Source organism: Micromonospora sp. NPDC049529, assembly GCF_055586685.1.
In genome coordinates this window covers 139,430-153,190 of record NZ_JBVJHT010000011.1, presented here as the reverse complement: position 1 = coordinate 153,190, position 13,761 = coordinate 139,430, and the positions used below count along the sequence as shown (strand labels likewise).

Below are 13,761 nucleotides of genomic sequence, written 5' to 3'. Positions count from 1 at the left end.
CTAGCCGCCGACCAACGAGTTGTCGGCGGAACCGGTGGGCGTTTCCGACGGCACCGTCGAGTGGTCGAACGTGTTGTCGTCGGCCGGGTCCTGCTGGCGGGCCACGCGGCGTTCGGCCACCACGGCACGGATTCGCTGGTGCATCTGTCGCCGGAGCCGGATGATCTCGTTATTGTTGATCACGGTGCGCCTCCCCCAAAGGCGTCCGACGGCGCTGCCGGACCCCCTGCATACCCGGTATGTGAATAGTAAGACGCATCCGAGCGCGGTTAGGTTGCACTCGGGCCCGTGCACTTTTCCGACAGCCGGGGTGAGTTGCCGACGGGGCCGGGCCGCCCCACTACCGTGGACGCATGAGCCACAGCAAGGGACGTAGCGGTCGGGTCCGGGGGCCGGAACGGCACGGCGGCGGGGTCACCCTGCGCCGCGACGCCATCCCATCCAGTACGGCCGACCAGCGCCTCCTCGACTCCCGCAGCCGGGCCGACTGGAAGACCAAGGACGCCTGGCGGGCGCTGCGGATCCTCTCCGAGTTCGTCGAGGGCTTCGACACCCTGGCCGACCTGCCGCCCGCGGTGAGCGTCTTCGGCTCGGCGCGCAGCCTGCCCGACAGCGACGAGTGCAAGCTCGCCGAAGAACTCGGCGCCGCGCTCGCCCGCGCCGGGTACGCGGTGATCACCGGCGGCGGCCCCGGCGTGATGGAGGCGGCGAACCGGGGCGCCACCGACGCCGGCGGTCTCTCCGTCGGGCTCGGCATCGAGCTGCCGTTCGAGCAGGGCATCAACGACTGGGTCGACATGGCGATCGACTTCCGCTACTTCTTCGCCCGCAAGACCATGTTCGTCAAGTACGCCCAGGCGTTCGTGGTACTGCCCGGTGGGTTCGGCACCATGGACGAACTCTTCGAGGCGCTGACCCTGGTCCAGACCGGCAAGGTGACCCGGTTCCCGGTGGTGCTGATGGGCGAGGCGTACTGGAGCGGGCTGCTCGCCTGGCTGCGGGACACCCTCGCCGCGACCGGCAAGATCGGTGCCGCCGACCTCGAATTGATACTGGTCACCGATGATGTGACGACCGCGGTCGGGCATATCATCGACGCAGACGCCGCGCTCGCCGCGGAGCAGGAAGCGCTCCAGGAGACGGCCATCGCCCAGGCGGGTGCCGACCAGCAGGCAGCTTCCACCACTCGCGAAGGGTAAGTCGATGGCCGCCATCTGCGTTTTCTGCGCCTCCTCCCGTACCCTCGACCAGCGCTGGCTCGACCTCGCCACCGAGACCGGCGGTGAACTCGCCCGACGCGGCCACACCCTGGTCTCCGGCGGCGGCTGCGTCGGCATGATGGGCGCGGTCGCCGACGGCGCCCGCGCCGCCGGTGGTCACACCCTCGGCATCATCCCGCAGGCCCTGGTCGACCTGGAGGTCGCCGATCGCAACGCCGACGAACTCGTGATCACCGACGGCATGGCCAGCCGCAAGATCGCGATGATCGACAAGTCGGACGCGTTCCTCACCCTGCCCGGCGGGCTCGGCACCCTCGACGAACTCTTCGAGGTCTGGACCCTGGGCACCCTGGCCGTGCACCACAAACCGGTGGTCCTGCTCGACCAGGACGGCTTCTACACCGGGCTGCTCGACTGGCTCACCGGGCTCGCCCCCACCCACTTCGCCCACCAGCGGGCGATGAACCTGCTGGTCGTGGTCGACTCGGTGGCCGCCGCGCTGGACGCCATCGAAGGCCGCCTGCACTGACCGCAACCACCCGGTCACCCGGTCGGGGCGCCTGACGTCAACAGGCGGCCCCTACCTACCCGGCAGCGTCGGGGCGGCATGGTGTGATGGGCGGCGTGCAGGCGTACCAGCTGGTTCGTCGGCCGGCCGAGGCCGTGCCGGCGCGTGTCGCCGACCCCCGGCAACAGCAGGTCGTCGAGCACGTCGACGGGCCGCTGCTCGTACTCGGCGGGCCGGGCACCGGCAAGACCGGCACCCTGGTCGAGGCGGTGGCCGCCCGGGTGACCGGGGGAGTCGACCCGGAACGGATCCTCGTCCTGACCTTCGGGCGGCGGGCCGCCACCGCGCTGCGCCACCGGATCGAGGCCCGGGTCACCGGCATCGGCGCCCGGGTGATGCACGAACCCCTGGTACGCACCTTCTCCGGTTACGCCTTCGGCCTGCTCCGCCGGGCCGCCGCCGAACGCGGCGAGCCGTCACCACGGCTGCTCACCGGTCCCGAGCAGGACCTGATCATCCGTGAACTGCTCGACGTGGTCGGCGAGGACGGCCCGGCCGACCCGGACCCGTCGACCGACCGGATCGGCTGGCCCGAACAACTCCGGCCGGCGCTGCGGACCAGGGCCTTCGCCGGACAGCTGCGCGACCTGATGCAGCGGGCCGCCGAACGCGGGGTCGGACCGGTCGAACTGGCCCGGCTCGGCGAGCGCCTGGGCCGGGCCGACTGGCCGGCCGCCGCCCGCTTCCTGCGTGAGTACGTGGCCGTCCTGGCGCTGCGCGACGCGACCGGCCGGGGCTCGATCGCGTACGACCCGGCGGAACTGGTCCGGGCCGCCAGCGGGCTGCTCGCCGACGACCCGGAGCTGCTCGCCGCCGAGCGGCGCCGGCTGACCCACGTGTACGTCGACGAACTCGCCGACACCGACCCGGCCCAGCTTGAACTGCTCACCCTGGTCGCCGGGGGAGGCAAGCCACTGGTCGCGTTCGGCGACCCGGACTCCTCCACGTACGCGTTCCGGGGTGCCGACCCGGCCGGCGTCGCCGCCTTCCCGCACCGGTTCCGTACCGCCTCCGGCGCCCCGGCCCGGACGATCCTGCTCGGCACCGGTTACCGCAGCGGCGCCGGACTGCTCGGTGCCGCCGCCCGGGTGGCCCGCCGGCTGCGCGGACCGATCGCGCACCGGCAACTCGCACCGCTGCCGGACACCGAACCCGGCACCGTCGAGGTCCGTACGTTCCGCTCCGCTACCGGCGAGTCGGCGTACCTGGCGCACGCGTTGCGCGCCGCCCACCTGATCGACGGGGTGCCCTGGTCCCGGATGGCGGTGCTGGTCCGTTCGGCGCCCCGGCAACTGCCCTCGTTGCAGCGGGCACTCCAGGCCGCCGGGGTGCCGACCGTCGTACACGCAGAGGACCTGCCGCTGCACCTGCAACCGGCGGTGGCGCCGCTGCTGCTGTTGCTGCGCTGCGCGCTGGAGCCGGACCGGCTGGACGAGGAGGCGGCGGTCGCGCTGCTGCACTCGCCGCTCGGCGGGGCGGACCCGCTGGCCGAACGGCGGCTGCGGCAGGGCCTACGCGCCCTCGCCCTAGCCGCCGGAGACCGCCGGCCCTCGGGGGAGCTGCTGGTCGAGGCGCTGCGCGACCCGGCCGAACTGGCCGCCATCGAACGACGCTGGGCGGCACCGGCTCAGGCGGTCGCCGGGCTGCTCGCCACCGCCCGGACCGCCGCCGCCGCTCCCGGAGCCACCGCCGAACAGGTGCTCTGGGCGGTCTGGCAGGACAGCGGGCTGGCCGAGCGGTGGTCCGGCGCGGTCAGCCGGGGCCAGACCGCCACCGGCGAGGGGGAGAACGCGCCCCGCTGGCGGGCCGCCGCCGCCGATCGGGACCTGGACGCGATCGTGGTGCTCTTCGACGCCGCCGCCCGGTTCGTCGACCGGCTGCCGGGTGCCCGTACCGAGGTGTTCCTCGACCACGTGCTGGGGCAGCAACTGCCCGCCGACACCCTGGCACCGAGCGCCGATCCCGGCGAGGCTGTCCGGCTGCTGACCGCACACGCGGCCAAGGGGCTCGAATGGGACCTGGTCGCGGTGGCCGGCGTACAGGAGGGGACCTGGCCGGACCTGCGGTTGCGCGGCAGCCTGCTCGGCTCGGAGCGGCTGGTCGAGGTGCTCGCCGGCCGGTCCGACGGCAGCGGGCTGGCGGCCAGCCTGGTCGGGCAGACCTCGGCGTTGCTGGACGAGGAGCGGCGGCTGTTCTACGTGGCGGTCACCCGCGCCCGGCGCCGGCTGCTGGTCAGCGCGGTCGCCTCGGCGGCGGTCGGTGGGATGGACCACGAGGAGCAACCGAGCCGGTTCCTCTACGAGCTGGCCCCTCCCGCCGACCCCGGCTCCCGCCCGGTCGGTTCCGACCCGGACCCCACCCCGCCCCCCGATCCGCACGGCTCGCCCCCGCACAATCCGGCGGAAGCCGGGCCGAGCGGAGACGAGCCGGCGGAGGAGGAGTCGACGGAACTGCCGGTCGAACGGGCACCCCGGGCGCTCACCCTGCCGGCGCTGGTCGCGGAGCTGCGTACGGTGGTGATCGACCCGGCCGCGTCCGACCAGCGGCGCCAGGGCGCGGCGGCCCAACTCGCCCGGCTCGCCGTCGCCGGGGTGCCCGGCGCCCACCCCGACGACTGGTGGGGCCTGCGGGCCCTCTCCGACGACCGGCCGCTGGTCGACGAGGGCGAACCGGTCCGGGTGACCCCGTCCAGCATGGAGAGCGCACTGCGGTGCAGCCTGCGCTGGCTGCTGGAACGGCACGGCGGCGCGGCCCCGGCCAGCGGTGCACAGGGGGTCGGCAACCTGGTGCACGCCGCCGCGATGCTGGCCGAGGACGCCAGCGCCGACCGGTCCCAACTCATCGAGTACGTCACCGCCCGGTTCGACGTGATCGACCTGGCCGCCCGGTGGATGGCCGGTCCGGAGCGGCAGCGGGCCGAGGCGATGGTCGACAAGCTGCTCCGCTGGCTGGCCAGCAACCCGCGCCGGCTGCTCGCCATCGAGCACGAGTTCGCCGTCCGGCTGGACGACCCGGTCCGGCCGATCGAGCTGACCGGCCGGGTGGACCGGTTGGAGGTCGACGCCGACGGGCGGCTGGTCGTGATCGACCTCAAGACCGGCAAGTCCACCGCCGTCACCGGCACCGAGCTGGCCGAACACCCGCAGCTCGGCGCTTACCAGGCCGCGGTCGAGGCGGGCGCGTTCGCCGAGTTCGGCGAGGAGTCCGGCGGGGCGGCGCTGGTGCAGCTCGGCACCGGCGCCAAGGACGCCAGGGAACAGGGGCAGGCCCCGGTCGGTGCGGGCGACGAGGCCGGCTGGGCGCGGGCGATGGTCCGGCGTACCGCCGATACGATGGCCGCTTCGACCTTCGCCGCGGTCGCCAACAGCAAGTGCCGGGTCTGCCCGGTCCGGACCAGTTGCCCGGTCTCCGGCAAGGGCCGCCAGGTGGTCGAACCACCCGCCCGGCGGCCGGGGATGACGCCGCCGACCCAGCGTGGAGAGCAGGATTGAGCCAGTCGTCGCTGTTCGCCGCGCCGGCGCCGCCGCCGTCGCGGACAGCCGACGCCGGCCCGCGCTACACCCCGGTCGAGCTGGCCAAGCTGCTGCGGTTGCACGCACCCACCCGGGAACAGGCGGCGATCATCGCCGCGCCGGTCGAACCGCTGCTGGTGGTGGCCGGTGCCGGCTCCGGCAAGACCGAGACGATGGCCGCCCGGGTGGTCTGGCTGGTGGCGAACGGGTACGCCCGACCCGAGCAGGTGCTCGGGCTCACCTTCACCCGCAAGGCGGCAGGGGAACTCGCGCACCGGATCCGTACCCGGCTCGACCAGTTGGTCCGCCGGCTCGGGCGGGACGGTCGGGATCCCGACGGCGACCAGTTCGGCGGTGAGCCGACGGTGGCGACCTACCACTCGTACGCGGCGCGGATCGTCACCGAGCACGGGCTGCGGGCCGGGTACGAGCCGTCCACCCGGCTGCTCACCGAAGCCTCCCGGTGGCAGCTCGCCGACCTGCTGGTGCGCACCTACGACGGGGACATGTCCGACGTCGACCGGATGCCGAGCACCATCACCGACGCGGTGCTGGCCCTCGCCGGTGAACTGGCCGAGCACCTGGTCACCCCGGACGAGCTGGCCGCCTGGACCGGGCGGTTCTACGCCGAGGTCGGTTCCCGGCCGGGCCGGATCTACGCCGACGTCCGCAAGGCGCTCACGATCCAGCAGATCCGGCTCAAGCTGATGCCCCTGGTCCGCGCGTACGACCAGCGCAAGGACGACTTCGAGGCGATGGACTTCGGCGACCAGATGGCTCGGGCGGCGCGGGTGGCCCGGGACCACCCGGAGGTCGGGGCGATCGAACGCGAGCGTTACCGGGTGGTGCTGCTCGACGAGTACCAGGACACCAGCCACGCCCAGGTGGTGCTGCTGCGCGCGCTCTACGGCGGCGGGCACCCGGTCACCGCCGTCGGCGACCCGTGCCAGTCCATCTACGGCTGGCGCGGGGCGAGCGCCGGCACCCTGGACCGGTTCCCGAGCGAGTTCACCCACGGCGGTGGCCGTCCCGCCCGCGCCCTGACGCTCACCACGAGCTGGCGGAACCGGCCGGAGATCCTCGGCGTGGCCAACGGGCTCGCGGTGCCACTGCGGGCCGCCGGGGCCCGGGTGAGTGAACTGGCCGCGGCGATGCAGGTGAAGGACCCGATCCCCGGTCGGACGGCGCGCGGGGCGGCCGGCGGGACCGTGCACTGCGCGCTGCTGTCCACATACGAGGAAGAGGCCGACTGGATCGCGGACAGCCTGCTCGCCGCCTGGCGGGGGGCGGCCCGGATGCCGTCGGCGCTGCCCGAGCACATCCCGGTCGAGCGGCGGCCGACCAGCGCGGTGCTGGTCCGGGTACGCAGCCAGATCCCGGCGATCGAGGCGGCCCTGCGTGAGCGGGGACTGCCGGTCGAGGTGGTCGGCCTCGGCGGCCTGCTGGACACCCCCGAGGTACGGGACGTGGTCTGCACCCTGCGCGTGCTGGCCGACCCGACCGACGGTGCCGCCCTGCTCCGGCTGCTCACCGGTGCCCGCTGGCGGATCGGCCCGCGTGACCTGGTGGCGCTGCACAAGAGGTCCCGGGCCATCGCGGCCGCCCGCCGGGAACTGCCCCGCAGCGACGGCGAGCCGGAGATCAGCACCGACCGGTTGGACGACGCCACCCTGGTCGAGGCGTTGGCCGACCTGGGCCCGGCGCAGTTGTACTCGGCCGAGGGGTATGCCCGGCTGCGCGCGTACGGCCTGGAACTCGGCCTGCTGCGGCACCGCCTGGACCAGTCCCTGCCCGACCTGGTGGCGGACGTGGAGCGGACCATCGGCCTGGAGGTGGAGGTCGCCGTCCGGGCCGGTACGGACGGCCGGGGCGGTGACGCCGGCCTGGCCCGAGGCCACCTGGACGCCCTCGGTGACGTCGCCGCCCGGTTCTCCGGTGACTCGACCAACGCCTCCCTCTCCGGCTTCCTGGCCTTCCTCGCCGCCGCCGAGGAGGAGGAGCGGGGGCTGGCACCGGGCGAGCTGGAGGTGATGGAGGGCGCGGTGCAGATCGTCACCGCGCACGCCGCGAAGGGCCTCGAATGGGACGTGGTCGCGGTCGCCGGGCTGACCCGTGGCGTCTGGCCGGGGCCGGTGCGCAACTCCGACCACTACCTGCTCGGCCTGGGGGTGCTGCCGTTCCCGCTGCGCGGTGACGCGGACGGGCTGCCGGTGCTGGACCTCGACGAGGTGGCCGACCAGAAGGGCGTGATGAAGGCGCTCACCGCCTTCACCGAGCGGTGGCGGGCGCACGACGAGCGGGAGGAGCGGCGGCTCGCGTACGTGGCGGTGACCCGGCCCCGGCGGCTGCTGCTCTGCTCCGGTTACTGGTGGGGTGACGGGGCGAAGCTCGCTCGCGGTCCGTCGGTCTTCCTCCGCGAGGTGTACGACCGCTGCCTGGCCGGCGACGGATACGTGATCGACGCCTGGGCGCCGGAGCCGGCCGGTGACGCGGTCAACCCGACCACCGAGGTGGTGCTGAAGGCCGAGTGGCCCGCCGATCCGCTCGGCGGTCGACGCCCGGCGATGGCCGACGCGGCGGCCCTGGTCCGCCAGCAGATGGCCGCCGGCACCGCCCCGCCGCCACGACTTGGTCTTCCGGCTGTCGGTGGTGGTGTCGACGGAGAATCCACCGCCGATTCGGATCCCGGTCCGAGTGCCGGTCCGAGTGCCGGTCCGAGTGCTGGCCCGGCTGCCGGTCCGAGTGCTGACCCGGATCTGGACCGGTGGCGGCGGGAGGCTGATCTGCTCCTCGCCGAGCGGGCCGAGCTGGCCCAGCGGGTCGGGCCGATCGAGGTCGCGCTCCCCGGACACCTCTCCGTGTCGCAACTGGTGGCGCTGCGTCGCGACCCGCACACGCTGGCCCGTACGCTGCGCCGGCCGATGCCGAACCGGCCGGACCCGTACGCCCGCCGGGGGACCGCCTTCCACGCCTGGCTGGAGCAGCGGTTCGGGGCCGGTCGACTGCTCGACATCGACGAGCTGCCCGGCGCGGCCGACGAGGACGCCGCCCCGGACGAGGCGCTGGTGGAGTTGCAGCAGCGGTTCCTGGCCAGCGAGTGGGCCGACCGGGTGCCGGCCGAGGTGGAGGTGCCATTTGCCACAGTGGTCGCCGGGGTGGTGGTCCGGGGGCGGATGGACGCGGTGTTCAGCGGGCCGGGCAGCCGGTTCGACGTGATCGACTGGAAGACCGGGCGGGTGCCGGAGGGACCGGCGGCGGATGCGGCGGCGGTGCAGCTGGCGGCGTACCGGCTGGCCTGGGCGGAGCTGGCCGGGGTGCCGTTGGAGCAGGTCCGGGCCGCTTTCCACTACGTACGCGAGGGCGCCACCGTACGTCCGGTCGACCTGCTCGACGCCGACGGTCTGGCGGCTCTGATCACCGCACTGCCGGTGGCTTGATAGCCGTTGCGTCAGGTACGTGCTAAGCTGACCAAGTTGCAGTTTTGGTTCCCAGAGACTCTGTGTGCGCCTGCGGGATTGTAACCCAGGCGCTCTTTGTTATGTCCGGAGTTCTCCGGGCGGGGCGACCAGGGGGCGACACCGATCCGCGCCTGCCGGGCGCGGGCGATTCTCTTCGGCCCGCAAAAGTGCGGGACCGATCGTTCCGTCAAGGAGACGAAACAAATGGCAATTGGCACCGTCAAGTGGTTCAACGCTGACAAGGGCTTCGGCTTCATCACCCCGGACGGCGGCGGCGCCGACGTCTTCGCCCACTTCTCGGCGATCCAGTCCTCCGGCTACCGGAGCCTGGACGAGAACCAGCGGGTCGAGTTCGAGGTGACCCAGGGCCAGAAGGGCCCGCAGGCCGAGAACATCCGGCTGATCTGAACCCAGTTACACCCCACTGCGCCCGCCGGGCGCGGTGACGTGACCGGCCCGCGCCATGACTGGCGCGGGCCGGCCCCGCGTATTCCCATCGGTTCGTGCTTGCGATCGCTGGTGGAGCCCCGACGGGCTCCCCGCGGCCAGTGCCCCACGGGCACCTTCCTCGACACGTGCCGCCCTTGAGGAAGGTGCTACCCATGACCCATGCCATCGCGTCGTTCACCGACGCCCTCGCCCCCGCGCTGCGTACCGCGCTGGTGGCCAACGGCATCACCGAGCCGTTCCCGATCCAGTCCGCCACCCTGCCCGACTCGCTCGCCGGGCGGGACGTACTCGGCCGGGGCCGCACCGGATCCGGCAAGACCCTCGCCTTCGGGCTCCCGCTGCTCTCCCGTACCGCCGGTCGCCGGGCCCGCCCCGGTCAGCCGCTGGCCCTGGTCCTGGTCCCGACCCGCGAACTGGCCCAGCAGGTGACCACCGCGCTGGCCCCGTACGCCCGCGCCGTCAACCTGCGCTGCGTCACCGTCGTCGGTGGCCTCTCCCTCCAGCGCCAGGCGGACGCCCTGCGCGCCGGTGCGGAGGTCGTCATCGCCACCCCGGGTCGGCTCGCCGACCTGACCAACCGGGGTGACTGCCGGCTCGACCAGGTCACCATCACCGTGCTCGACGAGGCCGACCAGATGGCCGACATGGGCTTCCTGCCCCAGGTCACCCGGCTGCTGGAGCAGGTCGCGCCGAACGGGCAGCGGATGCTCTTCTCCGCCACCCTGGACCGGGGCGTCGACCGGCTGGTCCGTCGCTTCCTGACCGACCCGGTGTCGCACTCGGTCGACCCGGGCACCGCCACGGTCACCGCGATGACCCACCACGTGCTGCACCTCGACGCGGCCGACAAGGCCGCCACCACCACCCAGATCGCCGCCCGCGAGGGCCGGACGATCCTGTTCACGGGTACGAAGCACCGCGCCGACCGGCTGGCCCGGCAACTCCTGGCCAGCGGCGTACGCGCCGCCGCGCTGCACGGGGGCAAGTCGCAGCCGCAGCGGACCCGGGTGCTGGAGCAGTTCCGCAACGGCCAGGTGACCGCGCTGGTCGCCACCGACGTGGCGGCCCGTGGCATCCACGTCGACGGGCTGGACCTGGTGGTGAACGTGGACCCGCCGACCGAGGCGAAGGACTACCTGCACCGTGGCGGTCGTACCGCGCGGGCCGGTGAGTCCGGCGCGGTCGTCACGCTGGTCACGCCCGACCAGCGCCGGGACATGGCCCGGTTGATGGCGACGGCCGGGATCCGGCCGGAGTCGGCGCAGGTCCGACCGGGTGACGCGGAACTGGTCCGGGTGACCGGTGCCCGCGTCCCGTCCGGCGTACCGGTGACCGTCGCCGCCCCGAAGCCCGCCCAGCCCGCCCCGGCCCAGCCGGGTGGCGCGTCGCCCCGAGCGCAGCACCGCGGCTCGGGTCGTACCCGCCGGCCTCGCCGCCCCACCACTGCCCGCCCCGCCTGAGCCGTCTCGTTCATCCTCCCCGGGGCCGCAGGGTCCCGGGGAGGCCCTTCGGGGAGGGGATGGGAACGATCGGGTGTGGATTGCGTCCGATGGATGACTGTGTTGTTTCCGGTCATGGGTGATCCTGTTCCCTGGGGAGCTGGCGGGTTGGTCGACGGGTTCCCCGATGGGGGAGGTCGTCATGATCTTGACTGCCGGTCCGGGGGCGGTACGGGAATTCCTCGTCGTGCTCGCCGTTGCCCTCGGTGGACTGCTCCTCGCCCTGATCGCCGCCTTCACCCCGTGGTACGACGCGTCGACCGGACCCGGCCGCCCGCACGTGGTCGAGTTGCAGGCCCCGCCGCCCCGCGCGGCTGACAGCGTCGAGCCGAACCTCGTCGGCTCCGGCTGAGCAGCGGGAGCCCGGCTCCGATCCGACTCGAAGGCCGGGGCTGGTCGGCAACCGGGCCGCCGCTGGTGTTCACTAGAGGAGATGCCTGCCCCGATGCCACCCGAGCCGCCGCCCCGGCCCACACCGGGTACGGCATGGGCCGCCGGTCCGGTGACCCGGCTCGGTGGTCCGCCCGTCCTCGACCAGCCCGCGACGGCACTGCCGGCACCCGCACAGCGGGCACGGCAGGAGCGGCAGCGACTCTGGTGGTTCGGTGGAGCAGCCGGCGCGGTGCTGGTGACCGGCCTGGTGGTGGTCCTCACGATGACCCTCGGCTCGGACCCGCAGCTGTTCGGTGACGACTTCTCCGCCCCGGCCGACACCAGGCCGCAACTGGCCCGCAGGTGTCCACCGTCGACCGCCGCGCCGTCGGCGATCACCCCGGCGCCCCAGGTCAGCCCGCCCCCGGTGACCGCGTCACCGTCGACCGGTCCGCGCACGGTGGACGAGGAGGCGGGCATCTCCTACACCGCGTACGGGGCGCCCTGGCTGCCGTGGGAGACGGTGTGGAACGCCGGCACGCTGGAGGTGCCGTACCGGACGGGGCAGCACTTCGTCACCGAGACGGCGTACGACGGGTTCAGCGACTACCACGCGTCGATCCTCTCCGCCGCCGTACCGGCCGCCGAGAACGATGCCCTCACCTTCGACCTGGAGTGCGTCGGCCGGCAGGTGGCCGCCGACGTACGGGCCGAGTACTACCCGCAGCCGAGTCGGATGGAGCTGTTCCGCGACGAGCGGACCACGTTGGGCGGCCGGCCGGCCTGGGTGACCGTGTTCCGGTTGCACTTCAGCCGACCGGGGCTGCGGGCGACCGACGAGTTGGCCGCGGTCGCCTGCATCGATGTCGGCCGTTCCACCGCCGCGATCTTCTACGTCTCCATCCCAGGCACCCACCGACAGCTGGACTGGGTGGTGGACGACGCGCTCGCCTCGGTCCGCCCGACCTGACCCCGCGCCGTCGTCGACCCGCCCGAGGGAACGACGCGCCGCCGTCCGGAGTGTCCGGCATTCGTCTTCGGATCCCGCCGAATATGTCACGTCCGCTAGCGGACGAGGTCGATGATCTCCTACTTTCATCATAGGATTTTGCGGATCAACAGCGAGGGGCTGCGGGATGGGCCGGACGGTGCTGGTGGTGGGCGGCGGCTGTGGCGGCGTGCTGGTCAGCCGGGAACTGCTGCGGCACACCGCCGCGTCGGTGACGCTGGTCGACCCTTCGGCGTCCCCCGGTACGGGGGTGGCGTACGGGCCGGCGGCCCGACCGTGGCACCTGCTCAACTCCCCGGCCGGGACGATGAGCGCCGACCCGGACGCGCCCGGCGACTTCCTCGACTGGTGTCGGAACCGCCGCCCCAGCGTCGCCGCCGGTGACTTCATGCCCCGCAGCTGGTACGGCGACTACCTGCGGGACGTCCTCGACGCGACGGCCCGGTCCGCGCCCGGACGGCTGCGGATCGTCCGCGACCGGGTCACCCGGATGGTCGGCACCGGTGCGTGGTCGGCCCGGGAACCCGAAGCCCCCGGTCCGGTCCGGATCGAACCCGAGCCCGGTGAACGGGTCCAGGGCGAACCCGAGGCCCGTGAACGCATCCAGCGCGAACCCGAGCCCCGTGAACGGATCCAGGGCGAACCCGAGCCCCGTGAGCGGGTCCGGGCCGAGCTCGGGTCCGGCGAGTGGTTGGTGGCCGATCGGGTCGTACTCGCGATCGGGCCGCCCGCCTCGGCGGACCCGGTGGCCCGCTGGCCCGCCGCGGGTGGGCCGGGCTCGGGTTACGTCCGCGACCCGTGGCTGCCCGGCGCGCTGGACGCGGTCCCGGTCGACGAGCCGGTGCTGCTGGTCGGGACCGGTCTCACCGCGGTCGACGTGGCGCTGAGCCTGGCCGCCGCCGGGCAGCGCGCGCCGATGGTCGCCGTCTCCCGGCACGGTCTGCTGCCGAACGCCCAGCACCGGCCGGGCCCGCCGGTGGCCGTGCCGACCGCGCTGCCGCCCTCGGCGGAGTCGTTGCGCCGGCTGGTCCGGCAGGTACGTGCCCTGGTCGAGGCGGGTGCCGACTGGCGGGCCGTGGTCGACGGACTGCGCCCACGGCTGGACACCTACTGGTCCGGCCTCTCCCCGGCGGACCGGGACCGTTTCCTGCGGCACCTGGCCCGGCACTGGGAGGTGCACCGGCACCGGATGGCTCCGGAGATCGCCGACGAGATCGGGCGGCTGCGGGCGACCGGACGGCTGACGGTACGGGCGGCCGTGGTCGAGGCCGTCGAGCCGAGACCGGAGGGCGGCCTGGACGTCCGGCTCGGGCACCGCAACCCGGGCGACGGTGACGACCGCCCCGTCGGGTACGGCGCGGTGGTCAACTGCACCGGTCCCGGTCGGCTGCCCGGTTCGGCGGACGCCCTGGTGGGGCAGTTGCTGGCCGACGGGCTCGCCCGGCCCGGCCCGTACGGGCTTGGGCTGGACGTGGACGACACCGGTGCGGTACGAGGCCGGGACGGTACGTGCACCGCGCCGCTCTGGACCCTCGGGTCACCGCGCCGGGGCCGGCTGTGGGAGACCACGGCCGTACCGGAGATCCGTGCCCAGGCCAGGCAGATCGCGACCCGGTTCGCCGCGCTCGACGGCGAGACCAGCCCACTCGTCGCCACCGCCTGATCCGCGCCGC

General features: G+C 73.9%; 10 protein-coding genes. 9 read left to right on the top strand and 1 reads right to left on the bottom strand.

Annotation, left to right across the window (positions count from 1 at the left end):
• Entirely contained in the window at positions 1–183 is a 183-nt protein-coding gene (locus ACZ6QQ_RS20835; protein WP_465878147.1) for a hypothetical protein, read from the bottom strand.
• 170 nt (positions 184–353) lie between these two features.
• On the opposite strand from ACZ6QQ_RS20835, the gene ACZ6QQ_RS20830 reads away from it, so the two are divergent.
• The 9 genes from ACZ6QQ_RS20830 (at position 354) to ACZ6QQ_RS20790 (ending at position 13,751) form a co-directional block, all read left to right on the top strand.
• The gene (locus ACZ6QQ_RS20830) at positions 354–1,199 is read left to right on the top strand and encodes an LOG family protein (protein WP_465878146.1); all 846 of its coding nucleotides are present in this window, start codon (positions 354–356) and stop codon (positions 1,197–1,199) included.
• A gap of 4 nt (positions 1,200–1,203) precedes the next feature.
• Positions 1,204–1,749 carry an LOG family protein gene (locus tag ACZ6QQ_RS20825; protein ID WP_465878142.1) on the top strand — a complete coding sequence of 182 codons (546 nt, stop codon included), beginning with the start codon at positions 1,204–1,206 and terminating at the stop codon, positions 1,747–1,749.
• A 95-nt stretch (positions 1,750–1,844) separates the two neighbouring features.
• Complete coding sequence (locus ACZ6QQ_RS20820) at positions 1,845–5,279, top strand: ATP-dependent helicase (RefSeq protein WP_465878141.1); 3,435 nt, start codon at positions 1,845–1,847, stop codon at positions 5,277–5,279.
• A complete protein-coding gene (locus ACZ6QQ_RS20815) occupies positions 5,276–8,737 on the top strand; it encodes a UvrD-helicase domain-containing protein (RefSeq protein WP_465878138.1) in 3,462 nt (1,153 codons plus the stop codon). Before ACZ6QQ_RS20820 ends, ACZ6QQ_RS20815 begins: the two co-directional genes overlap by 4 nt.
• 225 nt (positions 8,738–8,962) lie before the next feature.
• Positions 8,963–9,166 (top strand): transcription antiterminator/RNA stability regulator CspE, encoded by a 204-nt coding sequence (cspE, locus tag ACZ6QQ_RS20810; protein ID WP_326562658.1) that lies wholly within the window; start codon positions 8,963–8,965, stop codon positions 9,164–9,166.
• 194 nt (positions 9,167–9,360) lie between these two features.
• The gene (locus ACZ6QQ_RS20805) at positions 9,361–10,668 is read left to right on the top strand and encodes a DEAD/DEAH box helicase (RefSeq protein ID WP_465878137.1); all 1,308 of its coding nucleotides are present in this window, start codon (positions 9,361–9,363) and stop codon (positions 10,666–10,668) included.
• A 181-nt stretch (positions 10,669–10,849) separates the two neighbouring features.
• Positions 10,850–11,059, top strand: a complete 210-nt coding sequence (locus ACZ6QQ_RS20800; RefSeq protein ID WP_465878135.1) for a hypothetical protein — start codon at positions 10,850–10,852, stop codon at positions 11,057–11,059.
• Positions 11,060–11,140: 81 nt separating this feature from the next.
• Positions 11,141–12,049 carry a hypothetical protein gene (locus ACZ6QQ_RS20795; RefSeq protein ID WP_465878134.1) on the top strand — a complete coding sequence of 303 codons (909 nt, stop codon included), beginning with the start codon at positions 11,141–11,143 and terminating at the stop codon, positions 12,047–12,049.
• 166 nt (positions 12,050–12,215) lie between these two features.
• On the top strand, positions 12,216–13,751 hold the full coding sequence (locus tag ACZ6QQ_RS20790; protein WP_465878133.1) for an FAD/NAD(P)-binding protein: 1,536 nt from the start codon (positions 12,216–12,218) through the stop codon (positions 13,749–13,751).
• The last annotated feature ends 10 nt before the right edge of the window (positions 13,752–13,761 follow it).